General features: G+C 63.2%; 23 protein-coding genes. 8 read left to right on the top strand and 15 right to left on the bottom strand.

Annotated elements, in window-relative coordinates:
• Positions 1-16: 16 nt before the first annotated feature.
• The 5 genes from prfB to AC57BR_RS23310 all read right to left on the bottom strand — a co-directional run bounded on the left by prfB (position 17) and on the right by AC57BR_RS23310 (position 2,896).
• Complete coding sequence (gene prfB / locus AC57BR_RS23330) at positions 17-1,132, bottom strand: peptide chain release factor 2 (RefSeq protein WP_496364905.1); 1,116 nt, start codon at positions 1,130-1,132, stop codon at positions 17-19.
• A 90-nt stretch (positions 1,133-1,222) separates the two neighbouring features.
• Positions 1,223-1,636, bottom strand: coding sequence for a pilus assembly protein TadG-related protein (locus tag AC57BR_RS23325; RefSeq protein ID WP_496364903.1), 414 nt, complete (start codon positions 1,634-1,636; stop codon positions 1,223-1,225).
• Positions 1,637-1,701: 65 nt separating this feature from the next.
• Positions 1,702-2,268, bottom strand: coding sequence for a hypothetical protein (locus AC57BR_RS23320; protein WP_496364901.1), 567 nt, complete (start codon positions 2,266-2,268; stop codon positions 1,702-1,704).
• A complete protein-coding gene (locus tag AC57BR_RS23315) occupies positions 2,249-2,644 on the bottom strand; it encodes a TadE family protein (protein WP_496364899.1) in 396 nt (131 codons plus the stop codon). The genes AC57BR_RS23320 and AC57BR_RS23315 overlap by 20 nt, the downstream gene beginning before the upstream one ends.
• Before the next feature lie 3 nt (positions 2,645-2,647).
• The gene (locus AC57BR_RS23310) at positions 2,648-2,896 is read right to left on the bottom strand and encodes a hypothetical protein (RefSeq protein WP_496364897.1); all 249 of its coding nucleotides are present in this window, start codon (positions 2,894-2,896) and stop codon (positions 2,648-2,650) included.
• Between the two features lie 182 nt (positions 2,897-3,078).
• Between AC57BR_RS23310 and AC57BR_RS23305 the strand changes: the two genes are divergently transcribed.
• The 7 genes from AC57BR_RS23305 (at position 3,079) to AC57BR_RS23275 (ending at position 9,946) form a co-directional block, all read left to right on the top strand.
• Positions 3,079-4,473 carry a recombinase family protein gene (locus tag AC57BR_RS23305; RefSeq protein ID WP_496364895.1) on the top strand — a complete coding sequence of 465 codons (1,395 nt, stop codon included), beginning with the start codon at positions 3,079-3,081 and terminating at the stop codon, positions 4,471-4,473.
• The gene (locus AC57BR_RS23300; RefSeq protein ID WP_496364893.1) at positions 4,470-4,844 is read left to right on the top strand and encodes a hypothetical protein; all 375 of its coding nucleotides are present in this window, start codon (positions 4,470-4,472) and stop codon (positions 4,842-4,844) included. The genes AC57BR_RS23305 and AC57BR_RS23300 overlap by 4 nt, the downstream gene beginning before the upstream one ends.
• A gap of 677 nt (positions 4,845-5,521) precedes the next feature.
• Positions 5,522-6,805: an ATP-binding protein gene (locus AC57BR_RS23295; protein ID WP_496364891.1), complete on the top strand. Its 1,284-nt coding sequence runs from the start codon at positions 5,522-5,524 to the stop codon at positions 6,803-6,805.
• A 216-nt stretch (positions 6,806-7,021) separates the two neighbouring features.
• Positions 7,022-7,300: a WhiB family transcriptional regulator gene (locus AC57BR_RS23290; RefSeq protein ID WP_496364889.1), complete on the top strand. Its 279-nt coding sequence runs from the start codon at positions 7,022-7,024 to the stop codon at positions 7,298-7,300.
• Positions 7,301-7,468: 168 nt separating this feature from the next.
• Complete coding sequence (locus AC57BR_RS23285; RefSeq protein WP_496364887.1) at positions 7,469-7,735, top strand: hypothetical protein; 267 nt, start codon at positions 7,469-7,471, stop codon at positions 7,733-7,735.
• Positions 7,736-7,844: 109 nt separating this feature from the next.
• Positions 7,845-9,095 carry a phage major capsid protein gene (locus tag AC57BR_RS23280; RefSeq protein ID WP_496364885.1) on the top strand — a complete coding sequence of 417 codons (1,251 nt, stop codon included), beginning with the start codon at positions 7,845-7,847 and terminating at the stop codon, positions 9,093-9,095.
• 119 nt (positions 9,096-9,214) lie between these two features.
• Complete coding sequence (locus tag AC57BR_RS23275) at positions 9,215-9,946, top strand: hypothetical protein (protein ID WP_496364883.1); 732 nt, start codon at positions 9,215-9,217, stop codon at positions 9,944-9,946.
• A gap of 192 nt (positions 9,947-10,138) precedes the next feature.
• On the opposite strand, the gene AC57BR_RS23270 is transcribed toward AC57BR_RS23275, so the two are convergent.
• From AC57BR_RS23270 to galE, 6 genes are all read right to left on the bottom strand, one after another.
• Positions 10,139-11,530: a P-loop NTPase family protein gene (locus AC57BR_RS23270; protein ID WP_496364881.1), complete on the bottom strand. Its 1,392-nt coding sequence runs from the start codon at positions 11,528-11,530 to the stop codon at positions 10,139-10,141.
• Positions 11,531-11,556: 26 nt separating this feature from the next.
• The gene (locus AC57BR_RS23265; RefSeq protein ID WP_496364879.1) at positions 11,557-12,846 is read right to left on the bottom strand and encodes an SRA domain-containing endonuclease; all 1,290 of its coding nucleotides are present in this window, start codon (positions 12,844-12,846) and stop codon (positions 11,557-11,559) included.
• Positions 12,847-12,948: 102 nt separating this feature from the next.
• Complete coding sequence (locus tag AC57BR_RS23260; RefSeq protein ID WP_496364877.1) at positions 12,949-13,827, bottom strand: type II secretion system F family protein; 879 nt, start codon at positions 13,825-13,827, stop codon at positions 12,949-12,951.
• Positions 13,824-14,678, bottom strand: a complete 855-nt coding sequence (locus tag AC57BR_RS23255; RefSeq protein ID WP_496364875.1) for a type II secretion system F family protein — start codon at positions 14,676-14,678, stop codon at positions 13,824-13,826. The genes AC57BR_RS23260 and AC57BR_RS23255 overlap by 4 nt, the downstream gene beginning before the upstream one ends.
• Positions 14,678-15,901, bottom strand: a complete 1,224-nt coding sequence (locus AC57BR_RS23250) for a TadA family conjugal transfer-associated ATPase (protein ID WP_496364873.1) — start codon at positions 15,899-15,901, stop codon at positions 14,678-14,680. The genes AC57BR_RS23255 and AC57BR_RS23250 overlap by 1 nt, the downstream gene beginning before the upstream one ends.
• A 305-nt stretch (positions 15,902-16,206) precedes the next feature.
• Positions 16,207-17,226 carry a UDP-glucose 4-epimerase GalE gene (gene galE, locus AC57BR_RS23245; protein WP_496364871.1) on the bottom strand — a complete coding sequence of 340 codons (1,020 nt, stop codon included), beginning with the start codon at positions 17,224-17,226 and terminating at the stop codon, positions 16,207-16,209.
• Between the two features lie 248 nt (positions 17,227-17,474).
• Between galE and AC57BR_RS23240 the strand changes: the two genes are divergently transcribed.
• Positions 17,475-20,828: a GH25 family lysozyme gene (locus AC57BR_RS23240; RefSeq protein WP_496364869.1), complete on the top strand. Its 3,354-nt coding sequence runs from the start codon at positions 17,475-17,477 to the stop codon at positions 20,826-20,828.
• Positions 20,829-20,911: 83 nt separating this feature from the next.
• Here AC57BR_RS23240 and AC57BR_RS23235 read toward each other — a convergent pair whose 3' ends face one another.
• The 4 genes from AC57BR_RS23235 to AC57BR_RS23220 all read right to left on the bottom strand — a co-directional run bounded on the left by AC57BR_RS23235 (position 20,912) and on the right by AC57BR_RS23220 (position 24,298).
• On the bottom strand, positions 20,912-22,054 hold the full coding sequence (locus AC57BR_RS23235; protein ID WP_496364867.1) for a glycosyltransferase: 1,143 nt from the start codon (positions 22,052-22,054) through the stop codon (positions 20,912-20,914).
• A 93-nt stretch (positions 22,055-22,147) separates the two neighbouring features.
• Complete coding sequence (locus AC57BR_RS23230; RefSeq protein ID WP_496364865.1) at positions 22,148-23,245, bottom strand: acyltransferase; 1,098 nt, start codon at positions 23,243-23,245, stop codon at positions 22,148-22,150.
• Positions 23,245-23,655: a DUF2304 domain-containing protein gene (locus AC57BR_RS23225; RefSeq protein ID WP_496364863.1), complete on the bottom strand. Its 411-nt coding sequence runs from the start codon at positions 23,653-23,655 to the stop codon at positions 23,245-23,247. Before AC57BR_RS23225 ends, AC57BR_RS23230 begins: the two co-directional genes overlap by 1 nt.
• 4 nt (positions 23,656-23,659) lie before the next feature.
• Complete coding sequence (locus AC57BR_RS23220; protein ID WP_496364861.1) at positions 23,660-24,298, bottom strand: glycosyltransferase family 2 protein; 639 nt, start codon at positions 24,296-24,298, stop codon at positions 23,660-23,662.
• Between the last annotated feature and the right edge of the window lie 26 nt (positions 24,299-24,324).

Raw genomic sequence — 24,324 nt, 5'->3', positions numbered from 1 at the left:
GTTGCCCTCGGTGCGTCTAGCGTTCGGCGTTGCGGTTGTCAGTGCGCCAGCGGATCCCGGCTTCGATGAAGTCGTCAATGGCGCCGTCCAGCACGGCAGTGGTGTTTCCCACCTCGTGCTCGGTGCGGAGGTCCTTGACCATCTGGTACGGGTTCAGGACGTAGGAGCGCATCTGGTCGCCCCAGGATGCCTTGACGTCGCCGGCGAAGGCCTTCTTCTCGGCGTCCTCCTGCTCCTTCTTGAGCAGCAGGAGCCTCGACTGGAGGACCCTCATCGCGGCGGCACGGTTCTGCAGCTGCGACTTCTCATTCTGCATGGACACCACAGTGCCCGTCGGTATGTGGGTCAGGCGGACCGCGGAGTCGGTGGTGTTAACCGACTGGCCGCCGGGGCCGGATGAGCGGAAGACGTCCACGCGGATTTCGTTGTCCGGGATGTCAATGGAGTCTGTCTGCTCGATCAGCGGAATGACTTCCACGGCAGCGAAGGACGTCTGCCGGCGACCCTGGTTGTCGAACGGGCTGATCCTGACCAGCCGGTGTGTTCCCGCCTCGACGCTGAGCGTGCCGAACGCGTATGGGGCATTGACTTCGAAGGTGGCGGACTTGAGGCCCGCTTCCTCGGCGTAGGAGGTGTCCATGACCGTGGTCGGGTAGCCATGGCGTTCCGCCCACCGGAGATACATGCGCAGCAGCATCTCGGCGAAGTCCGCGGCATCGACACCGCCGGCTCCGGAGCGGATGGTGACCACGGCCTCGCGTTCGTCGTACTCGCCGGAGAGCAGGGTGACGACTTCAAGGTCCTTCAGCGACTTGCGGATGGACTCCAGCTCCGCCTCTGCTTCTCCCATGGAGGCGGCGTCGTCCTCGTCCTGGCCGAGTTCCACCAGCACCTCAAGGTCATCGATGCGGGAAGCCAGGGTGTTGAGCCGTTCCAGTTCAGACTGGCGGTGCGACAGCCGTGAGGTGATGACCTGCGCAGCCGCAGGGTCATCCCAGAGGTCCGGCTCGCCGGCACGCTCGCTCAGTTCTGCGATCTCTTCCTTGAGCGCCACGACATCAGTGACGTTTTCGATGGAGGTATAGGTGCCGCGCAGCGCGCGGATTTCTGCAGCAAAATCAATTTGAGCCATGGTTGTTTAAGCGTACGCTATCCTCCCTAACCCGCCGCGCCGGTGGCAGGTGCGGTGACAGCGGCGGACCGCGGGCAGCGGCGGACCAGTCTAGCGGGTCAGCCGCGAGCGCGCGGTGGATGAGGCCGCTATGGTGATGCCGTCCGGGATGAGGAAATTGACCACCGGCGGGTGCACCGTGGCACTGAGAACCACGACGGCGGTTGAACCGTCGGGCGTCCCCGTTCCGCCCGTTACGGCCAGCCCGGCGACTCTGGCGAAGGCGCCGTTGCGGCTGAGATAGTCGGCTGCGACGTTCCGGACCCTGTCACCGTTCAGCAGTGCCGAGGGTGTGCCGCTGGCCGTTTCGACCTGGCCGAGCGTGTAGGAGTCGGCGGCGGCCACCGAGGCGCCGTCCGCCAGCGACAGGAGTTTCTTGTGCTCGATGTATAGGCTGGAGGCAGCCATGACCACGGTGCTGACAAGCAGGGCCAGCATGACGAACCCGATGATAAGGACCGTCATTTGCCCGTCCTCATCACGGCCCATTCTTGCTGGTCCGGCGGGCGTGCGGCCGGCAGGAGACGGTGTCAACGGAACCTGCCGACGACCTGGGTGGCCGAAGCGCTCAGCTGGCCGGCGTTGAGCCGAAACGCTTCCCCAAAGGGCACGAAAGGCAGCGGCACCGTTAGCCGTACGGTCACGGTGACCGCGGACCCCGCCGCCATGCAGTCGCCGGCCGAGTCACAGTGGATCTCGACGCTGGCGTTCCCGGCGGGATGGCCGTAGTCGGCAAGGGCCACCATGGTGGCCTGTTCAGCTGCCGCCCGGCCCGACGATGCATCGGGCTGGGTTACGAAGACCTTGGCTGCCTGGTCAGCTGCGCCCACCACGGCGAAGGAGCCGCCCTGGATCTGTCCAACCGTGATGATGAAGTAGACCACGGGCACCATGAGGAGCAGTCCAAGGAACGTGAACTCGACGACCGCACTCCCCTGCTGCCCGCCGTCGCTCCCTTCGCTTTCCGGGCGGCGGGCACGGTGGGCCCGGAGAGTGCCGGGGCTCCGCCGGCCGTCAAGGCACAGCGCCTCCCGGAGCCTACCCGCAACGCTGCTGGTGAGGTGGCCACGCTCGCGGTCAGCCGGCGATCGCTGCATGTCCGGTGACCTCCAGCCCTTCGCGGGGACCGATCAGACCGATGACCGGCAACGGCGCCCTGACGGTCACTTCCAGCGTCCGCAGCCCTTGGAATGTGACTTCGCGCGTTTGGACGTCGCGGGCAAAGTCCGCGTTGAGCGCCGTACCGATGAGCTCGCCGGTGCGGCGTCTGGCGTCGTCCGCGGTGCGGTCGGCCAGGGTCCCGTACCGGGCGCCGGACGCCGCAGCGTCGATAAGTGTGTTCCGGACGTGCAGGATGAGCGCGAGCTGGATGATGGACACACAAAACATGGTCAGCAGGGCGCCCACGAGCACGAAGTCGACCACTGCAGCGCCGCGCTCGCGCCCGGAGGTGTCCGCGCCGGTCCCGTCCACAGGCTACTTTCCGACCGTGTCCATGGCCTGGTTGAACATGGCTTCCAGGGCAGGGCCGGCCAAGGCCAGCAGCGCGGCAACCAGGACAGCCGACATCAGGGTGATCATGACCCAACCGGGTACATCCCCCCGCTCAGGATGGTCCGCCAATGTCGCGATCTTCCGGGGGCGCGGGACCGCAGCCAAGGAGTGGCCGATTAGCGCCGTCACCGCGGCGACCAGTGCAAGTCCGTACCTGGCCATGAATGTCATGTGCTTCCCTTTTCTCCGAGTTTGGTTGTTTGGGCGTGGCCACTGCCGGCTGCTGCCGGAGCAGCGGGGTCAAAAATTCAGGCTGAGTGCCGCTATTCCGGGGAACACGGCAAACACCACCGTCAGGGGCAGCACGCCAAAGACAAGCGGCACCACGCTTGTCAATTGCTACCCTTTCCACCATGAGGCAGATAGCAATATATGTCCGGCAATCCCAGGACAAGACCGGCAATGAGGCCGCCGTCGAAAGGCAGGAGAAGTCCTGCCGCAAACTCGCCGAAGCCAAAGGCTGGGAAAGCCTTGTGCTGTACCGCGACAACGACAAGAGCGCGAGCAACGGCAAGGAGCGTCCAGAGTTCGAACGGTTGCTGCGCGACGTGGACGCCGGGCGGATTACCGCCGTTGTGGTTTGGCACCTCGACAGGCTCACCCGGACAATCCGCGACTTGACCCGCGTCATAGAAGCCGGCAAGTCCCAGCGCGTCAACATCGCCTGCGTCCACGGAGTATCGCTCGACCTCGGAGACCCCACCGGCGTAGCCGTGGCTACCATCCTCACCGCGATTGCAGCAATGGAAGTCCAGCACAAGGGGAAGCGCCAACGCGAAGCAAACAGGCAGCGAGCCAGTGCCGGAAAAGCCTTCTGGACCAGGCGGCCGTTCGGGTATGACCGCGGGCCCGAAGGCGTATTCATTGTTGAGCGCGAAGCGGCTGCAATCCGCGCCGCCGCCGCTGCCGTCCTCTCCGGTTCCACGATTGCCGCCATCGCCAGAGAGTGGAACAGTGCCGGGCTCATCACCACCGCAGGAGGACCCTGGGGAGTTACACAAATTCGCCGGCTGCTGCTGAATCCACGCTATGCAGGCAGGCGCCCGTACGTCGACGCTGACGGTGCCGACGCAGAGGCCAAGGGAGAGTGGACGCCCATCCTCGACGGAGAGACCCACCGCGCCCTCGATGAGCGCCTGAATGATCCGCGCCGCAAGACTGCCCCCGACGACCTCAACAGCAAACACCTGCTCTCGGGTATTTGTATGTGCGGCAAGTGCGGCAAGAAAATGTTCGCGTCACCCATCAAGTCGCAGGGCAAGGAATGGATGGCCTACCGCTGCTTCGGTGGCTACTGTATGACCCGCCGCCTGAATTACGTCGACGACGTCGTACAAGTTCGGACCATCGCGCTCCTGTCCAGGCCGGACGCTGCAGCAATGTTCACCAACACTGAAGACTCAATCCAGCTCCGGCAGCAGGCAAAGGACCTGCGCGAGCGCCGAGACGCTCTGGCATCCATGCTCGCCGACGGCCTGCTGTCCGAAGCCTCCGTCCGCCAACAGGCAGGCAAGCTCGGCCTGCAGCTTCGCGGCATCGAGGACGCGCTGACCGCTGCGGACACGCTCAACCCCGCGGCCGCAGTAATTGGGGCCGATGACGTGGACGACGCCTGGGAGCAGTTGCCGCTCGGCTCCAAGCGACAGATAATTCGGGCACTCATGGACGTCACTATTCTCCCCGCCGGAAAGGGAATCCGATTCGACCCCGACCAGGTACTCACCACTCCGAAAGGTAACACCGCGTGAGCGAGTCCACGATCCGCATCGTTTGCACAGATTCGGGCCATGCGACCCGTAAACATGTCGTGGCGACATGGCACTTCGACGAGCAGGGTTTCGGGCCGGAAAGGCCGGTAACCCGGTCACGGAGAAGACGCCCCAACGCCGGGACAGTGAACCTAGTGAACGACCGGCCGATGCCGGACGGCGCCACACCCTTCAGTCTTAAACAGGGCGGGGAGAGCTGGCGCACCAAAGTGGACCTCAGCTGCCGCCTCTGCGGCCGGCGCGTGCAACGGCACGATTCCACCCGCCTGGGAGAGCTGCTGGACAAAGCACAACGCGCCGGCATTGATGAGATCGAACTGAAAGATCTTGAAGCTATACTGCCTAAGTAGCTAGCTCACCTAGCCCGCGCCGCGGCGGAATACCGCAGTAACAGGCCCTCAGTAGGGGCAGGATGAAACCTGCCTTGGAGACAACATGTCTTGGACTACTGAGAGAGCCCGCGTTGCAGCCCTATCGCGCGACCGCGCACCGGATGATCCCGAACTGCAGGCCGCACGCCAACGGCTCAAAGCCCTGCGGCTCGAAGAACACGTGCAAAAAGCCGTGGCTGCCTTCCCCCCACTCACGCCGGAGCAGCTAGACCGTATCTCCGCCGCACTGCACCCACGCCCTGCCGGCGGTGGGAACGCATGAGCGCACAAGAAAGACGTCCATCGGCGAACCAATACCCCGTCGCTCTAACCCGCGGGCACGAGTCCTCAGTCTGGCTGCGCGGGGAAGTGCAGAAGATCGCCGACAACATCCAAACAGGCGCCTACACGCACTGTGATCACATAGACCCCCAACGGCCCGGAATTGCCGTCACCGCTCTCTGGAATCCGACCCGGCTCCTATGCCTGCGCTGCGCACCCCAAATGAACCTGTCCCACAGGGAGGACAGACTCTGCGACCGGTGCGGAACACACAACGGAGACGGCGTCCACGCTGCCATGATCCAGCCCTTCCCGGGGCTCCTAGTGTTTCTCGGACTCTGCGACGACTGCCACCGCCGAGAAATGGGCGCATCATGACATTCGCGTCCAACCACGCCATCAGCATCTACGCCCGCGTCCGCAACCTCACCCCCGAGCAGAACGCGGACTACCGGCAGATACTCCCCCAGGCCATCGGCTACGGCGAAAGCAAGCACGGCGGCCCCCTCCCAAAACACGTCACCGAAATGGTGCAGGACTGGGCGCTCACCAGCGTCGAAACGGGAAACCCGCTCCCCGGGCATCCGGTGGACAACCAGCAGGCCCTGGACGACCTCGAGCGGCGAGAACTGGTCCGCAAACTTCGGCTCCGGGACGAAGCCCAAAAGATCATCAAAGCTGAACAGGCGCCGCCCGTCGAAACGTTCCCGGCCGGCATCTCGCTCCAGGACCTTCTCGCAACACCCGACACAGAGCCGGAGTACCGAATAGAACGGTTGCTGCCCACCGGCGGCAACGGCATCCTCGCCGCCCAGTACAAGGCCGGGAAAACCACGCTGCGAGACAACCTTGTCCGATCCCTGGTCGACGGGACCCCGTTCCTCGGGCAGTTCACCGTGCGACCCGCCCCCGTGGTCCTAATCGACAACGAACTCGACCCCCGCACGCTCAAACGTTGGCTGCGCTCCCACAACATACGAAACGCCCAAGCCGTGACCGTTGTCAGCCTGCGCGGAAAAACAAGCACCTTCGACCCCAGGGACGCAGACAACCGGGCCTACTGGGCACGAGTGATCCGGGGAGCCGGTGTGGTCATCCTCGACTGCCTGCGGCCCGTCCTGGACGCTCACAAGCTGGACGAGAACCTCGATGCCGGGCAATTTCTCACGGCCTGGGATGAGCTGCTCGCCGAAGCCGGAGTGCAGGAAAGCATCATCGTCCACCACATGGGCCACAACGGCGAACGGCAGCGAGGCTCGTCCCGGCTCCTCGACTGGCCAGACGTCACATGGAAGATCATGCGCGAAAACGACGACCCCGCCTCGCCCCGCTACTTCAGCGCCTATGGCAGGGACGTGGACCTCCCCGAGGGAGGCCTGCTCTACGACCCCGTGAGCCGCCACCTCACTTACACGGACGGAGGCAGGACGGAAGCCAAGCGCGCGTACAAGCTCCCGCAGGTCCTCGAATTCCTGGCCAAGTCTCCCGGCACGACCAAGACGGGCATCAAAGCCGCGCTGCCAGGCGATGACAAAGCCACAGCCGCAGCTGTGGAGCTGGGCATCCGAGACGGCCTGATCGAGGAGCGACAACGGCAAGGACGAGGCGGCGGGAAAAGTCTTTACCTGACGGAACCGCCAACTCCGGTAGCCAGGTGAACTCCTGTGCACCGGGGTTCTGAACTCAGGTAACCCCGGGTATATACCCGGGTTCCTGTTCAGTACCTGGAACCAGACAACTCAGGTGACAGAAGCCAGCAAAGAAGAACACGGCATGCGAAATGGAATTGCAAACATGAAAAACATTGACGCCGCAGGAGTACCGCCCTGGTTTGCCAGGTGCCCCGAGTCCACGCCACCACGGATAGGGACGGCATGAGGCAGACCACGCGCGACGAACAACTCCACCTGGAAGAATGGCGCGCCTTCCTCGCCGCCAGAAGCGACGCCGTCCTCCCCTGCGCCAACGGCTCATACGAATGGACCAGCGAAGACAAGCGCCAACAGCAAAAAGCTGCCGCCCTTTGCCGGTCGTGCGCCGTGCAAACCGCCTGCGCGCGCTGGGCTGTGGCCGCCGGCGAAAAATCCGGTGTGTGGGGCGGGCTGACACCAGCAGAACGTAAACGCCTGCGCCGAGCCGGGCAGGCAGCCTGAGAAGCACTCAAAGCCGCTAGGCCGGGAGGCAAGGCCCCCATAGGGGGTTCAGATTTGCTCGGCGCCCAGGCCGGATGCCCGCCGGGGTAGCCGCGCGCGCAACATCTCAGAAGTACGAGGGCCCCTTGGGGCCCACAACAGCACGAACACCAACCAGGAGAACAACCAATGAACCGTGAACTGGTCCTGAACCTCAACCGGCTTGCTCTTGCCCTTTTCCGTGCCACATCCGTCGATGACACTGGCGCTCTTAACGTTCTCCAAGCCCGCCTGGAGAAGATGGAGTCGAGCGAACAGACAGCCGTGGAACGCATGCTGCGGAATATGTTCCACGCCGCCGCCGCGCTGCCGGCCGGTCAAGGGCCAGAGGACTTCTTTGACGTCTACTCCCGCAAGCTCGATGAGGCAGAAGCGTCCCTCCACGGCGATCAGTAACTGATTACTAAGAGCAATATCCGAGAAAGGGACACATTGAGTGCTGCGCATTTGAAAGCATCGATATACCGCCGCCGAATACCGAACAACAGAGATTGGCGACGGCATCATGACTCTGGAACAGCAACTGGCAGCACTGAAAGCTGAGGGCAGGCTCCTTCTGGCGAAGGCTAACGACCCGAAGCAGACCTTCACGGAGGCCGACGCTGCCAGGGCCACCGCCCTGGCAAGGGAAACACAGCAGGTGGAGGAACAAATCTCGCGCGCGGCCAGCGCAAGCGAAGCCCTCCAGCGAGCGATCACCGGCGGCATCGAACTGAGCTCCGAGGATAACAACGCCGTCCCCGATGACGGCCGGACGCCGTTCAGGGCAAAAGCGAGGAAAGCAGTCGGGACCCTGCAGGGCCAGCAGGCGAAGGCGGCGGAGTTCGCCGGCAATCTCATGAAGGCCCTCGAGCAGGCGGCGCCGACTATCGGCGGACCGTCGGTGAACAAGGCCCTCATCCCGCAGGGCGCTGTGACCGCAGGGTTCGACGGGCGGATCATCGCTGACCCGAAGGCGGAGCACAGTCTGGTCAACGCCGTGAACAGCCGCCCCGTTGAAACACCGAACGGCTCCTACCTGCGGCAGACCTCGCGGGACAATAACGCCGGCGCCGTCGTCAACGGAGCGCTGAAGCCGCTTAGCGGCTACGGCCTGGAGCCGGTCACGTGGGAGATTTGCACGGTCGCTCACCTTTCCGAGCCCATCCAGCTGCAATGGCTTGCCGACTACAGCGGCCTTTCCGAATTCCTCGCCTCCGAGATGACCTTCGGCGTGGAAGAGGCCGTATCCGAATTCCTGCTTAACGGCGCCGTCTCCGAGGAAGGAAACCCGGTCTCCGGGATCCTGACGACAACCGGAGTCGTCCAGACCGCCTACACCAGCTCCGCGCTGCGAACCGTCCGCGCCTCCCTTGGCCAGCTCGAGGCGGCCGGCATCACCGCGACCGGCATCGTGCTCAACCCCCTCGACTGGGAAGATATCGAAACCACACTGGACGCCGACGGCCGGTTCCTTCTCAACAACGCCCCGACGGCGGCGCCGGCCCGGACGCTCTGGAACGTGCCCGTCACCCTCGCAGTTGGCATGCCCCGCGGCCAGGCCATCGTCGGCGACCTGTCCACCATCACGCTGCTGCACCGGTCCAGCCTAATGCTGGCGTGGAACCCCTATGCGGCCGACCTGGGGACGCAGGGAGCTCCCCAGGTCGCTGACTTGTTCAGGCGGAACCAGGCACAGTTCCGCGCCGAAGTCCGCGTCGGCCTCGAACTCACGAGCCCGAAGTCGCTGCGCGTCGCCGACCTCACCACCACGTAGCAATTCCCGACTAGTGGGTTGCCAGCACGCGCGGCGGCTGGCCAGTCGATGCGGTGTAATCTGGCAAGCGGCCCACCCTGCTGGGCGACTCCCTTCGCCCGAACAGAGGATTGCCGCTTGTGCGTGAAAGTGATCAGAAACAGGACGTCATCCGCCGCATGATGTCCCCATACCTTGATCTGCCGAGCGGGACCGTGGGAGTCGATGTTAGGGCGGGCGGATCCTCTCACCTGTCCAACCCGGACGTGGAAGCTATGTCAGCTCACGTTCAAGAGTTCCTGCGGCGGGCCGGTGTTCGTTGTGAGAAGGCGATCCCGAGGGGAATGGGGGCTGCGGCCGGGGGTCCTGGACTGACGACGGTGGAAGCAGTCTTCCAGTTCATGAAGCCCATTGGCATCACCATCCAAGCCGTGAAGTTTCTTATGGCTTGGCATCAGCGCGTGACGGCTCGCAAGCGTCGCCAACTCCTACCTCGCGTGAATGTCACCCTTCTGGCAAGCCACATCGAGCCATGTCGATCCGGTCCAGACGAATGGCATGACACGGCGAGCATTTTGGTGACGTTACTTCCCGATCTTCAAAGGGACCTGGAAACAGAATTTCCGGCGTGCTGCATCCGCTACACCTTCAACGCCCGAGGGCGGAAGGTCACGCGGTTCACGCTGCGTGCGGGCGAGGGGCTGCGGGTTACTGACAGCCACGTTCTTCGGATGCTCAAGCATCTTGATCGAGATGTTCCCGCGCTCACGCTATTTCACCAAGAGGGCTGGTTCGCGATGCCCAAAGTCGTTCGCGTCGATCTCGTGGTTCGACCCCTTGCTATCGCGCCCAGAGCTTGGACGGGTATGTGAAGCCCGATCCGTAGCCCAAGGCTGGATCAGTTGTGCTACCGGCGGAAGCCTCCCTACACCAAGACCCTCCGCACCGCCGCCTTAGCAGCGGCATAGTTGGGGCGGCATGTACTTCTTCGCTATACCGCGACAGCAAAGGAGCCGGCGGCGAGCTACGCCGCCGGCTCCTTACCGTGCTTGCCACTGCCCTGCTTAGTCCCCTTCGATGAAGCCGGCGAACTGCGCATATTTACGAAGCGTTCCTCGGACGGCATCCCGGATCGAGGATGGTCTGGTGCCCTCCGTTGAGAAGGCTTTGAGCTCTATGCAGACATTGCTCTGTTGTGAATCCGGGCGATTTATTAGAACATCTGGCCGGATGTTGCGATGCGGAGAAGTCAGTTGATGTTCATGCTTGCCCTCATACCCCAGGAGAGTGAACACATGGGCGAGTCGCTGGCCGATGGCAACGGACTTTGACGTCGACGCTTCATACCATGCCCGCGCATCGTCAGATCGCTGCGATGCTCTTTCACGGAGCGGGGAGAATTTGGAAGGGTCCCAGGTGCCCGCGACCAAGCTATGCAGGTGCGTTCTTGCCATCTGGTTTAGATAGGTCTTAGCTATGGCCGGCTTCGCTTCATCCAGCTTCAAACAAAGCTGGTGAAGGTCCGCTGCTGCAATAGGAACGAGCCGGACGTCGAAATAGAGGCGTGCGCGATTGTAAGCCGACATCGTTGCGGTATTTTGACGGTCCTCAGCCGTTAGCTCACGGTAGAAGGCGTTCCAATCAAGCCGATATCCATCGCGGGAGTTGGTGAAACTCGTTACGCGCGTGATCCGGTGACCGTCCGTTACGGGCCACAGCATCAATACCTGGTATTTCGAGAGGTCCTGAAGGCCGCCAATTTTTTCACCAAGGGCCTCCCCGATCGTCTCGATAGTCGCTCCGAGAGTCGCGGAATTGTCACTCGCGTGCTCAATATCGCCTCGTAGGAGGCCGAAGTCCGCCAGCGGTTGTGATTGGTTGTGAAACGCAAATGTCTCTTCCACGATATCGGCCCACTCGCTGGGCTCCGGTCCCTGGAGCTCAAAATCTGGTGAAACCAAAATGCGCGCGTTCCTCGTGGTTGCTTCGGCAAGCTGGCGCTGAAATTCCTTAGATGTCGTCAACCAGATGAACAGCACCGGACCGCTGATCTTCTTGTTTCTGTCAAGGAGGCTCAGCCGTTCCACGAACTGCGTCGGCAGGTCCTCCGACCGCGCCACGCTCTCTTCGTACTGATCGACAATCGCAAGAATCAATTTGCCGTCGTCAGATTTTCTGGCGGCTCGCAGTTCTTCTAGCAGCGTCGCTTCAGAACGAATACCCTGGTGAGTCAGCTCAACCACTCGGCACTCCGGTAGATGCGTTGCCATCTCCCTTGCCGCACAACTCTTGCCGGAGCCGCTTTGCCCGAATATGGGGAGGAATTTTATCCCGCCGCCGATGCGTATTTGGTTATAGGCCTTTTGAACGATGCTAATGAGCTCTGGATTGGACTTCAGGCGTCCGCGAAACGCGGTGTCCAAATCTTCGTAGCGCGAAGGCAAGCGTGGAATCATGATTGTCACTTTACTGGAGAAAACGGTCAGAACTTGTCGGTGCCTCGGGGCGTCAACTGACGGAACCTGCCAGTCTGCGCGTCTGGCCATATTGCTCCCAACCCGTGACGTCGCAGTAGATCAAGCAGATCCACATGGGGCTCAGCTGGCAGGAGAAGTGCGAAGTCCTTGACCTCTGACGGCGTGTAGCGCTTGTAGTCCAGAATCTGCCCCAAACCCATGCGGACGTGGTTTCTGGTCGACTTGGCCTTGGCCTCGTAAAGCGTTCCGGTGGTTTCATCAAAGATGTCGCTGTACAGAGGACGCGTCGACTCCGGAGGCGTGATCTTCCAACGCGAAAGTTCGTGGCCCCTAGCTAACAGAAGTTCCTGAAAACGATCCACCAAGGCTTGTTCCCGCTTCTCCGCGGTTACCGCGCCTGACCCGGATGTTTCAAATTCGCTGACCAGGTGGTTCTCCAGCGGTACCCTCTCAGCGACAGCGTCGGTCTTCGGAGTCATTGGAGCTGCACTGAAGTCCTGCGGCCGGCGAACACTTTCACCAATGGGTTTCAGGTGGAAAACGTACACCGTGCGCATCTGATGGTCGTTATCAAGCGCATCTTCTACTGAGTACGGGTGGCCCTCGTCGATAGCGAATTCGCCAACATATATACGTTTCTTGGTCTTGGTCTTCCCGACGTAGCCGTCTGAAACGAAGAGGCGCAAGGACCGTCCCTGCGCCCTGTGATTCAGAATCGCCCCATTGCCGCCTTGTAGCGTCTGCGGCCCGTACTGGCCTTCCCCAGTATAGGAATAGGTCTGGCCATCGGCGGTCCAGCCATCGAAGTTGTAACCATGTGTGGTTCCGACAGCCGGGTCGGAGTAGATCAAGACGTTATTGGTCTGCCCCGACGGTTGTATTCCACCCATGGTTGAGCCGCCATAGAGCTTGGCGAATTCCTTCTTGCTGCCCACTTCACCAACTGATGTTGACCAAGGGTCGGGCCGCCGAGTGACGTCCCCGCCATCCGCTGCACGCGGCTCCAATTCGTATCCGAACCTGCCTAGAGCTGCAACGAGGACATCGCTGCCGCCGTGCAGTTTTTGAGACAGCTCATGTCCGAACTGGTACTTGTACGCCGCTGCCACCAGGGGTTTCGAATCTATCGCCACTCCTTTGACTCGTACGACCCACTTGCTTGAACGGCGAAAATTGGTCGAAGAACCGTCGCTATACCGGGCAGCAAAGTTCTCGCCTGACCGCGCCGCCTCGAGGGCCTCTTCAACAGCGGCGTCCATGGCCTCGGCGCTGTCGAGCTTGTCCAACTGGTGCACTGATCCCCCTCTATGCGCGCCCCTCGATCGCGCGTCTCTGCCAATCCTAAGCTTGAGCCGGCTGTGCTCGGGTCTGAAAACGTGCGCTTACCCGCAGGAATGCTAATGGGTAACCATTGCGACCATCATTGCGATTTCCTTCTTGCCGGCTGACTCCATCAGCTCGCGCTTGGCCGTATCCCGGACGTCCTGGGCCTGGGCCCGGAGGACTTCGGCCAGTGGCGTTCCGCGCTCCACCGCCACGATGATGCCGTCAACAAAGCGGATAAGCGGCCCGAGATCCGTGCGGGCGGAAAACTCCTGGAGCGCCTCCACCAGGGGCTTCCCCGCCCGGGTTTCGGCCAGGACCCTGCTGAATTCCTTGGAGAGCTCTCCCCTGGCCGTCCTGCACACGCGGTCGAGGGCGCCGCTGGCGCTTTCCCCGGCGCCCACAGCGAGCGCGATCATCTCCGCCAGGCTCGGGAACTCGGCCAGCATCCGTTCCTCCCGCCGCCTTATTTGCACGCCTAGCCAGTAATCACGGAAGAGGAAGCCGCCGATCCCGCTGCCCACTGAGACCGCCACGGCCAGGACGGGACTGAATCTCCCGGCCAGCGCTGCCACCACGATGATGCTGACTGCAGCAATGAACGCGCAGAGTGCCCAGAAGAGCTGCTGGGCCCTGAAGTCCAGCGGCGACTTGTCTATGCGCGCCTGGGCGAGCCTGCGGCTGAGGGCTGCGGACCCAAGGTTGAACCGGGCCAGTTTGGCAGTGGCTTCCCTGATCAGTGGCCGGAGTATGCGTTCGAGGGGACCAAACGGCGTGAGGACGCGTTCCTCCGCCCGCAGGAGCCTTGATTCGAGATTTTGGGACCGAAGCTGCGGTTCGATGCGTTCCACGAAACTGACGGACCGCATGAACGGGAGCCTGACCAGGAGCAGCCACAGACCGGCACCGAGGAGTGCCCCGCAGACCATCGCAGCCGCTGGCACGGTGGTCATCGCAATACCCTCTCTTCGTCCGGGAGTGCCCCGATCTTCAGCATGACCGAGTAGCAGACCAGCGAGACCACCAGGCCTCCCAACAGCACGGCCGCTCCGACGGGGGTGTTGTACGCAGCCACGGCCTCCGGGCGGCTGACCAGAAGCAGCATGACAATCCATGGGGCCGCGACTGCCAGGCGGGCGGCATTGACTGTCCAGGACTGGCGCGCTTCAAGCTCGCTGCGGGTCCGGGCGCTTTCGCGCAGGAACTCTGCGAGCGTCCCGAGCAGCTTGCCCAGATCGGAGCCGCCCACCTCCCTGGTAAGCCGGAGAGCCTCGATGATGCGGTCGGCTACCGGGTCCGCCAGGCGTTCTTTGAGCCTGTTCAGTGACGCGTCGAACTGGCCGCCCGAACGGTAATCCGCGCCGAAGTCGCCGAACACGTGCCGCAGTTCCTCGGGTCCCTTGTGGCCCAGCTGTGTCAGCGCCTCCGGCAAAGAGAGCCCGGCCCGGATGGCGGACCGCAGGTGGTCGACGACGTCGGGCCAGACCCGCCGCAGGACGGCGCTGCGTCTTTTGGCCCGCCATTTGACCACCGCCACCGGAAGCCAGCCGCCGAACAGGCCAAAGCAGACGGAGATGGGCCAGGACCTGCTCACGGCGAAAAAGGCCAGGGTAGCAAAAGCGCCAAGCCCCAGGCAGCTGCCGATGAGACCGGCGCCGGTGACTTTTTCAATGCCGGCAGACAGCAGGAGGTCGTGGAGACGGCTTGTCCGCGGTCTCCGCTTGGGGCGCTCGGGCTGGTCCCATGCCGACCACCAGATGAGGAACAGCCCGGCACCTGTCAGAAGCCCCAGCAGCGCAGCCATCAGCGCGGGTCCAAAAGCGCCGCGACTTCATAACCGGCCCTCGCGAACTTCTCCTCCGCCGGCATCGTGTTGGCAGTCGGTTCCAGCAGACCGCCGATCATGGAAAAAATCATCGAGGATTCGATAATTCCGTTCTCGACCCGCCTGCCCAGGGACAAGATTTCCGTTACCTGCCTGCGCCCGTTCGCAAGGCGGCTGCAGTGAACCACCAGATCGATGCACGAGGCCACGGTCGGGACCACAAACGCGCTGGAAATGTTGTCGCCGGCGAGCAGCGGGAGTGTGCACATCTTGGTCACGGCGTCGTGCGCTGAATTTGCGTGGACGGTGCACATCCCCGGAAGACCGCTGTTTAGGGCGATCAGCATGTCGAGGCTTTCTGCTTCCCGAACCTCTCCCACCACCAGGCGGTCAGGCCGCATCCGGAGGGCTTCCTTGACCAGCCGGCGGAGCGGGATCTCTCCTTCACCTTCCAGATTGGGCTGCCGGCACTGCAGCCCGACAACATCGCGCAGCGGAAACTGCAGTTCGAAAATCTCCTCGACCGTCACGACGCGCTCGCGGCTGCCGATGCTGGCTGCGAGGCAGTTCAGCAGTGTGGTCTTTCCCGCCTGCGTGGCACCTGAGACTAGGATGTTGAGCCCGCTCGCGACCGCGGCGCCAAGGAAGCGCCCGGACTGCGGGGTCAGGGTGCCCAGTTCCACGAGGTGATCCAGCCGTGTTGCCTTCACAACGAACTTACGGATGTTGACTGCCCAGTGACGCCTGGTGACATCCGGAATCACCACGTGCAGGCGGGATCCGTCAGGCAGGGCTGCATCCACGAAGGGCGATGAGATGTCCAGCCGCCGGCCCGAGCTCTTGAGCATGCGCTCAACCAGGTCACGGACCTGCTGATCGGTAAGACTCAGTGACGTGAGTTCGGATTCACCGTTCCGCGCAACGTAGATCTCCGTTGGTGCGTTGATCCAGATTTCCTCGATCCCCGGATCATCCAGCAGGGGCTGGAGAGCCCCGAATCCGGCCACGGCATCAAAGACAAACCGCCGTGCCGACTCCAATGGCCCAAGCGGCGGAAGCGGACCCAGGAGGGCGCGCTCGTCATAGTCGGTGACGGCCGCTTCCACGAGCCGCCTGACCTCGGCAGTCTGGTGCAACGGATCGAGACCCCGCCTCCGGATCAGCTCCCGGACTTCATCCTCGACAATGCGTACTGCATCCATGAATTCCCCCGAACGACTGCCGCCCCCAGCGGAGGCAGTACATCTGGGTTAAAGCTAGGGGATTGCATCCGACGAATACAGAGGAAAAACGCAATTGTGGATAACTGAATGTCCGTCGGTCATCTGCCACGATCCCCTTATTCGCAGCGGCAGGCGGTTTCGCGACAGCAGCTGCGATAAAGGCCGCACCTAGGCGCGGGCGGATCCCGAGAACTGCGAAGACCCCGCGCTGCCTCTCAACGAGGCGGCGCGGGGTCAAATGTGTTTGCTTAAGCCCGGTTCCGGGCAGGCTCGCAGGAACGTGCTTAGTCGTTGCACGCGTAGCCGTAGGGGTTTGCGCTCTGCCAGCGCCAGTGGTCGGCGCACATCTGGGCCAGGTCGCGGTGCGCGGACCAGCCCAAATCTGCCAAGGCCGCCGAGGCATCGGCGTAGCTCACTGCCGCATCCCCTGGCCGCCGGGGTGCGAACTCATAGGGAACCGGATGCCCTGCGGCCGCGCCGAAGGCGTCGATGACCTCCAGGACGGACGAACCACGGCCGGTCCCAAGGTTCCAGCGGAACGCGCCTGTCTTCGTCTGCAGGTAGTTCAGCGCCGCCAGGTGGCCCGCTGCGAGGTCCATGACGTGGATGTAATCGCGGATCCCAGTGCCGTCGGGCGTGGGGTAATCGTTGCCGAACACCATGACCTTTTCGCGCCGTCCCACCGCGACCTGCGCAACGAAGGGCAGGAGATTGTTGGGGATCCCGTGCGGGTCCTCGCCGATGCGACCTGATTCGTGCGCGCCGACGGGATTGAAGTAGCGCAGCAGCGCGATGCTCCACCGCGGGTCGGCGTCACTCAGGTCGGACAGGATGTCCTCGATCTGCTCTTTGGTCCTGCCATAAGGGTTCGTCGCATCCAGCGGCGACTTCTCGATCAGGGGAACGTGCTCCGAGGCGCCGTAAACGGTGGCCGACGAGCTGAAGACCAGCCGCCGAACACCGGCCTTCTCCATGCTCTCGAGGAGGTTCAGCGTTCCAACCACATTGTTCTTGTAGTACCAGAGCGGCTTGGCCACGGACTCGCCGACGGCCTTCAGGCCGGCGAAGTGGATGACGGCATCGAACCCGCCCTCCGCGAAGACCAGGTCGACAGCCTCAGCGTCGAGCAGGTCGGCCTCACGGAACTCCACCTTCTTGCCGGCGAGCTCTTCAACACGGCGGACTGCCTCAATGTTCGAGTTCATGAGGTTGTCCAGCACGACGACGTCGTGCCCGTCCTCGAGCAGGCAAAGCGCCGTGTGTGAACCGATGTACCCGGCGCCGCCGGTAACCAAAACCTTCATGGCCCTCATTTTATCCGGGGTTCCGGCAGCGCCGTTAACTAAGACGCGCGTCACAGCCCGAGCTTGACGTGAGCAGGCGCCGCCACCCTTTGGTTACAGGCATCACACAAGCACCATTAGTAACATCAGCACCTGCAGTGTTAGGATAGGCCGCCTACACCGCCGCCGGCGTGATGGGACTCAAGACGGCGAAGACGTCAGCCACGAGCCGGCTCTCTGCCCGGATATTGAAGGCTACGGAGTATCAGATGCAGTGTTCCCCTCATAACAAAATCTCCGCAGCTCTCACCGTAAAGGTGAAGCGGCTTGGACTGGCGGGCGGGGCAACACTCCTGTCCATGATGCTCTGCCTCAGCGGCGGCCTTCCCGCGCAGGCGGCTCCGTCCCCGGCCGATCCGGCCACACCGCCGATGCCGGCACCCTCCCAGTCGCCCACACCTATCCCCTCAGGCGCGCCGGATGGCGCACCAAGCCCGGCTCAGACGAACCCGACCGCGCCTCAGCCCGAGCCAGCCCAGGTCGACATGGCAGCCCTTCGGGCGGAAATCGGCAAGGACGGCGCCTACATGGGACAGGGCGTGAAGCGGCGGGCCGCCACATTCGCCCAGGAGTCCACCGCATCGTCCCTCAACGCGATCTCCACCGAAGCGGCCAACACCTGGATGGCACCCGGCGTGCAGGGCCTGGACGTCAGCAGCCATCAGGCAACCGTCAACTGGGCGGCGCAGTTCAACATGGGCGCGCGTTTTGCCTACGTCAAAGCAACGGAGGGGACGACGTATACGAACGACTATTTCGGCCCCCAGTACGGCGGGGCACTGGCGTCCGGAATGATCCGGGGCGCCTACCATTTCGCGCTGCCCGGTGTTTCAACGGCCTCAGCACAGGCCGATTTCTTCGTCAACAATGGGGGTGGCTGGACCGGAGACGGGAAAACCATGCCCCCGCTCCTCGACATCGAGTACAACCCGTACGCCGAACTGGGAAACACCTGCTACAACATGAGCCAGAACGCGATGGTCAATTGGATCGCAGCCTTCTCCAACCGGGTCCTGGCCAGGACCGGCCGACTGCCGATGATCTACACCACCACGGACTGGTGGACCCAGTGCACCGGCAATTCAGGCGCCTTCAGCAACCAGCCTCTCCATCTGGCCTCCTACTCGCGGTACGTGGGGTCTATGCCCAATGGATGGGGCACCTACAGTGTCTGGCAGTACAGTTCCACCGGACCGTTCGCCGGCGACTCCAATGCCTGGAATGGAGATTTCACCAGCCTTCAGAAGTTCGCCTCCACCGCGGACGGCACCATCCCCGTGCCGTCCATCACCTCTCTGGGCGACGTGGTGGCGGCAGATTCCTCAGGCGTCTTGTGGGACTATCCGGCCACGGGAAGCGGGACATTCCGTCCCCGGAAGCAGATAGGTACCGGATGGACCGGGCTGCGGTCCGTCAATGCCATCGACTGGAACGCCGACGGTGTCCTCGACTTGGTCGCCCAGTGGAAAACGGGACGAGTCAGCGTCTACCTGGGGATCGCCACCGGCGGGTTTGCCACCGGGCCTGTGCTTGCCGCCTCCGGTTGGGGCAACTACCAACTGACCATCGGCTACTGGTTCAACAGCAGCTATTATCCCCAGATCATCAGCCGCGATGATTCCGGTGTCCTGCGGTTGTGGAACAACACTTCCGGCGGAGGTGTCAGCGGAGGAACCGCCATCGCCCAGGGCTGGGCAGGCCTTAACCTCACCATGATCGACTTCGACGGCGACGGCAACCAGGACATCCTGGCCCAGAAACCCGACGGCGCGATGCTCCTTTACCGCACGAACGGCAGCGGCGTATTCGTTGCCGAACCCCGCAAGACCATAGGCGGCGGCTGGAACAACATGACGAGTGTCACCGTCACCACAAATTTCAAGGGAACCGGAACCAACGGCCTCATGGCACGGAACGCCGCCGGTCAGCTCTACTATTATCCGGTGCCCGGCACGTCCACCTGGGGTCCCGTCATTTCCATCGGCACGGGGTGGGCAAGCTACCTGATTGCCGGCGGGGAAACGATCAATGCCGCTCCGGCTCCGGCTCCTCCTGCCCCGGTAACACCCTCGATCGAGGCCGCCTCCGACCTCATCACCGTTGATCCCTCAGGCAACCTCTACCGACGCAGCTCGGAAGCAGGAACGGTAGGAGCGGCCAGCAAGATCGGCAGCGGATTTACGGGACTGGTTTCTGTATATGTCGTTGACTGGAACGGCGACGGCATACAGGACCTGGCGACCCTGAGTACAACGGGGGACCTCGGCATTCAGGCCGGCATCGGCACCGGAGGGTTTTCCCCAAGGACCGTTCTGGCGTCCGGCCTGTCCGGATCAGACCTCACGTTTGGGCAGTGGCTCAAAGCTTCCAAGTATCCGGGCGTTGTCATCCGCACCGCCGACGGCACGCTTCAGTTTAGGGCCAATCCCTCCGGAGGCGCCCTCGCCCCTGCAACCAGCCTAGGCTCAGGGTTCGCCCGAACGGACGTTTCGATGACGGACTCTGACGGCGACGGCAACCAGGACATTCTTGCCGTTGACTACCTTGGCCGGATGACCCTCTACCGCTCCAGCGGGACAGGCACAATGATCGGCGAAGCCCGCAAGCTCATGGCTACGGGATGGAACACGAAAAACAGCATCAGCCCCATCAGAGGCTTTGCGTCCGCCGGCTCCAACGGCCTGCTCGCCCGGGACCGGACCGGAGCCCTGAACTACTACCCGCTGGCTGCCAGTACGTTGGGTACCAAGGCGGCGCTGCCGTCCGGCTGGAACGGCCTCCTTATCGCTGGAAGCGGGTTTCTCGTCCCCGAACTGGCGATCACCAGCATTGCTGATGTTTTGACAGTTGACAGCGCGGGTGGACTCTGGAACCGTCCGGCTGGCAACTCAATCATTGGCAGCGCTTACCAGATCGGCGTTGGCTGGTCCGGCATGAAGTCGCTGAACGTCGTGGACTGGAACGGCGACGGAGTCACGGATGTCCTGGCGCAGAGGTCCAGTGGCCCGCTAACCCTTTTCCCGGGGTCGGCGTCCGGCGGGTTCGGTGCCGCGGTCACGGTTGCTTCATCGGGCTTCGCCCAGACCACCCTCGTCACCGGCAAATGGGTCTCCGGATCCCGGTATCCGGGTCTGGTGGGTTATGGCGCCGACGGCGCCCTCTACTACTGGGCCAATCCGACCGGACGGACCGTCAGCGCCCCGGTACGCATCGGAGCCGGCTGGTCAGGCCTCAAGCTCGCCATGATCGACTACGATTCCGACGGCAAGCAGGACCTGCTGGCCGTCAACAGCACAGGAGCCATGCGGCTGTACCGCTCCACCGGGGCCAACAGGTTCATCTCGGAAGCCAGGAAAACCGTCGGCAGTGGCTGGCAGTCATTCCGCCAGTTCTCAGCCAACAAGGGCTTTGCCGGAACCACCAGCAAAGGCGTGATGGCCGTCCAGAGCGACGGACAGCTGCGCTACTACCCGGTGGTGGCCGGAAGCCGGTGGGGCACCTCCTTCATCGCCGGGTCGGTGGGAACGGTTTCCACCGTGTCGTCCACCTCCGGCGCCAGCTAAAGTCCTCTGAGCAGAAAGGCGGCTCCCCCGGACACCCGGGGAAGCCGCCTTTTCTGTTTAGCTGTCCGTACCGCGGCTACGCGTCAGGCACGTGCCGTCTGGGAAGTCACAATCTCTTCCACGGCCTTCTGCCAGGCCAGCACCTGCGATTCGGCCGAGAGCGGACGGGCTGCTGCGTCCGCCGCCCGCTTCCACTCCGAAATCTTCTCGGACGTCAGCCCGTGGAGGGTGTTCCGCAGCGAGCCCGCCGAGAAATCAGCCGTCACTGCACCCAATCCATACTGCTCCACGAGCGCGACCATCGCCGGCGACGGGCCCACTATGAGCCCAATGCGCGCCTGGACGGCTTCGAAGAACTTGTTCGGCAGGGCGTTCTTGAGGTTGAAGTTCGTAGGCGGAAGGAACACCAGGGAGACGTCGTACTCACTGAGCGTTGCTACGAGCTGGCTGTAGGGCACCGGGTCACGGAACCGGATGGCAGGCACCGCGGCGGCCTTCTCCTTGAGCTCGGCCACGTAGTCCGGCTCGTTGGGCATCACGATCATGTCCAGCGTCAGCCAGTCGGGCGCATCCCGCATGGCTTCAATGAAGTTTTCGAGCTTGCGGTAACGCTGGCCCGCAGCGCTGTGGATGAGGCGGACCGGAGTGCCCACAGGGCGCACATCACGTTCAGAGTAGGGCGCCGCATTGGTCACCACACCCGCCGCCACACCGTAGTCCTTCGTGTATTCGTCCGCTATTCCCTGGGATACGGTGGTGACCGATTCGGCCAAGGGCAGGTACCGCCGGCAGAGCCAGCGCATGAATGGTGCCACGAAGAGCCTCCACTTGAGGTCATCCTCTTTTTCACGGGGCGCGAATTCGTGCAGGTCGGCGTGGACGCCCAGCCGGGGCTGAAGCTCCAGTGCCAGGGGAAGCGTGTTCAGGTCGTTGGCCAGAATAACGTCGAACTCCGCGCGCGGAAGGATACGGCGCGCCGCCGAAACGGCGGTCAGCCCGTTGTAGACGCGCGGATAGCGCCGCGTGACGAGGCCCAGCTTGTCAGAAGGCCAGCCACGGGAATCGGCGGGCAGTGCGAAATGGTTGTCCACACCGTCCGGGGCGTCACCGTAGCCGCATGTTGAAACGCGGTACTTTCCTTTGAACAGCTCAACCTGCTTGAGGACCCTGGGATCCGAGCGAATGGGTGAAAAGGTCAGGATCAACAGCGAGGGCAGCTCAGTCATATGATTCATTATCCCAGACAGCCGTGGGCGAAAGTGGCCGAACGGGCATTCGTCCGGCACGGGAGGCACCGGAGAGGCGGCACGGTTTGGGCCCTAGAAGATGCTGCGCAACACGGGAACGCGGCGGGCAAGGGTTGAGACCGCGAAGCTTCCCACCAGTGTGGCGGCATAGGCGAGCATCATGGCCTTGATCGACATCCCGGCCGCCACCGCCGGAAACTGCAGCCTGATGGCTTCGAAGATAACCAGATGCACGAGGAAGACCCCGAAGGTGGCATTCGACAGTACCGTCAGGGGCGGCCCCGCCCGCCTGACCCTCAGGTTCGAGGCCAGCGACAGTGTCACGACAAATACGCCCAGCGCCGCCAAGGCCACTCCAACTCCAAGGTAAGAGACAGAAACAACGGCATCAAGAAGGCGAATTTCTCCCTTGTTGCCGTAGTGCCAAACCGTTCCGGCGATGATGGCGGCAGTTGCGAGGGCGGTCACGGTCAGTTTTGCCCCGGTGAGGCGGACATTCCGCAGCGCGTATCCCGCCAGGAAGTAGCCCACGTACGGCATCCAGTGCGTCAGGAAGTTGAGGCGGACGGGACTCGCGACACCGAAAAGGCCAAGTACCCCGGGAAGCATGTAAAAGAGCAGCGACGCGGCAAGCAATGCGGTGGCCGCCTTCGTGGCCCGAGGCTGGCCGCCTCCGCGCAGGAATCCTGCGAGCATCGGGGCAACCGCGTACAACCCGGCGATGAGCCAGAGAAAGTACAGCTGCGTGAACACCGAGCCATCGACCAGCAGCTGGAGTGTCCGCTGCGGGGTCAGGTCCTCGCCCCGCATCCAGATGCGCACTCCGACGAGGTAAATGAGGTTCCAGGCGACGAGCGCGGGAATGAGCCGCACTGCCCGGCGGCGGTAGAACAGGCCAGGCTGTTCCGCCGCCATCCTGGAACCGAGGATGAGCGCCCCGGAAATCATCACGAAGACGGGAACGACCCAGATCCAGCTCACGTCCAGCACCACAGCGATCCACCACGGCCGGCTCTCCCGCGGCGCCCGGCCCAGGACGTAGCCGAAGATATGGATCGCGACCACGCCACAGATGCTCACGACCCGGAGGATGTCCAGGCCGTATTCGCGTGTGGGCGCAGTTTCCGTAACCGGGGCCGCGGCGTGTGCTGTGCCGGACAGAACCGGCACTACTGTCCTCCGTGCGCCGGAGGGGTCAGGCGCCGGTCGGGCTCCGCTTCCTTGCGCTCCGGGGGCCCGTCAACGCCGGGTGGCGGCGTTTCGTCCAAGGCAATCCGCCGGGAGAGCTTGGTAAGAGTGGATTCCATGTGCCGGAACCGCTGGTAGGTGGTTGCCATGAAGACCAGGAAACTCACAATGAGGCCATACAGCACCAGGTCTGTTCCGCGGCCGATGCCGAGCAACCGCGCCACGCGGGTCAGCAGTTCAGGGAAAAAGATCGAGAGCGCTGCCAGGCAGGCGAAGAGAACCAGCATGATGCGGCGGATGGCCAGGTGCCTGGCGTTGGAGCCGCCGCGCATCAGCGCCAGCGAGACAATGATGACGGCAAGGACAAGTGCTACTTGGACAATGATCTGCACAATTTCACCTAAAGAAGAGGTCAGCGACGATATTGACCGAGTTCAGCAACGACTGGCCTTTGGATTTCGAGTAGTCCGTGTAAATGATCTCGACCGGGTGTTCGACCCAACGCGGATTCATCTCGGCAAGCTGATGGACCAGTTCGGAGGCGTGGGCCATCCGGTTCTGCCGCAGGTTGATGCCGCGGGCAACGTTCGGGCTGAAGGCGCGCAGGCCGTTGTGGGCATCCGTCAGGGCCATGCCGGTGGACATCCGGGACTGCACCGCAGCCGTCCGCAGAACCAGCCGCTTCAGGGGCGAGAGCTTGGTGCGGTCATCAAGGAACCGGGATCCGAGGACGACGTCGGCCTCGCCCGAACGGATCCGGTCGGCCATGGCCAGTGCATCAACGACGCGGTGCTGGCCGTCGGCATCGAAGGTAACGATGCAGTCCAACTGCGGGTCCTGCAGCGAATACTCGATTCCTGTTTGCAGCGCCGCACCCTGGCCCAGGTTCACCGGGTGTTGGACAACCACGGCGCCGGCCTGCCGGGCGACGTCCTGCGAGCCGTCGGTGCTGCCATCATCAACACAAACAACGTGCGGAAATTCCTTCCGCAGCCCCTCGATGACGGTGCCGACGACGGACGCTTCGTTGTACATGGGTATGACTATCCAGGTTCGACTCA

The organism is Arthrobacter sp. BGA-UO-ETr-C19 (assembly GCF_059568005.1).
This window is presented reverse-complemented; position numbering and strand designations above follow the sequence as displayed.

Bases quoted from the DNA above. Each gene is read 5' to 3' on its own strand.
- prfB (WP_496364905.1), bottom strand. From the start codon at position 1,132: ATGGCTCAAATTGATTTTGCTGCAGAAATCCGCGCGCTGCGCGGCACC.
- AC57BR_RS23325 (WP_496364903.1), bottom strand. From the start codon at position 1,636: ATGACGGTCCTTATCATCGGGTTCGTCATGCTGGCCCTGCTTGTCAGC.
- AC57BR_RS23320 (WP_496364901.1), bottom strand. From the start codon at position 2,268: ATGCAGCGATCGCCGGCTGACCGCGAGCGTGGCCACCTCACCAGCAGC.
- AC57BR_RS23310 (WP_496364897.1), bottom strand. From the start codon at position 2,896: ATGACATTCATGGCCAGGTACGGACTTGCACTGGTCGCCGCGGTGACG.
- AC57BR_RS23305 (WP_496364895.1), top strand. From the start codon at position 3,079: ATGAGGCAGATAGCAATATATGTCCGGCAATCCCAGGACAAGACCGGC.
- AC57BR_RS23295 (WP_496364891.1), top strand. From the start codon at position 5,522: ATGACATTCGCGTCCAACCACGCCATCAGCATCTACGCCCGCGTCCGC.
- AC57BR_RS23290 (WP_496364889.1), top strand. From the start codon at position 7,022: ATGAGGCAGACCACGCGCGACGAACAACTCCACCTGGAAGAATGGCGC.
- AC57BR_RS23285 (WP_496364887.1), top strand. From the start codon at position 7,469: ATGAACCGTGAACTGGTCCTGAACCTCAACCGGCTTGCTCTTGCCCTT.
- AC57BR_RS23280 (WP_496364885.1), top strand. From the start codon at position 7,845: ATGACTCTGGAACAGCAACTGGCAGCACTGAAAGCTGAGGGCAGGCTC.
- AC57BR_RS23270 (WP_496364881.1), bottom strand. From the start codon at position 11,530: ATGATTCCACGCTTGCCTTCGCGCTACGAAGATTTGGACACCGCGTTT.
- AC57BR_RS23260 (WP_496364877.1), bottom strand. From the start codon at position 13,827: ATGACCACCGTGCCAGCGGCTGCGATGGTCTGCGGGGCACTCCTCGGT.
- AC57BR_RS23255 (WP_496364875.1), bottom strand. From the start codon at position 14,678: ATGGCTGCGCTGCTGGGGCTTCTGACAGGTGCCGGGCTGTTCCTCATC.
- AC57BR_RS23250 (WP_496364873.1), bottom strand. From the start codon at position 15,901: ATGGATGCAGTACGCATTGTCGAGGATGAAGTCCGGGAGCTGATCCGG.
- galE (WP_496364871.1), bottom strand. From the start codon at position 17,226: ATGAAGGTTTTGGTTACCGGCGGCGCCGGGTACATCGGTTCACACACG.
- AC57BR_RS23240 (WP_496364869.1), top strand. From the start codon at position 17,475: ATGCAGTGTTCCCCTCATAACAAAATCTCCGCAGCTCTCACCGTAAAG.
- AC57BR_RS23235 (WP_496364867.1), bottom strand. From the start codon at position 22,054: ATGACTGAGCTGCCCTCGCTGTTGATCCTGACCTTTTCACCCATTCGC.
- AC57BR_RS23220 (WP_496364861.1), bottom strand. From the start codon at position 24,298: ATGTACAACGAAGCGTCCGTCGTCGGCACCGTCATCGAGGGGCTGCGG.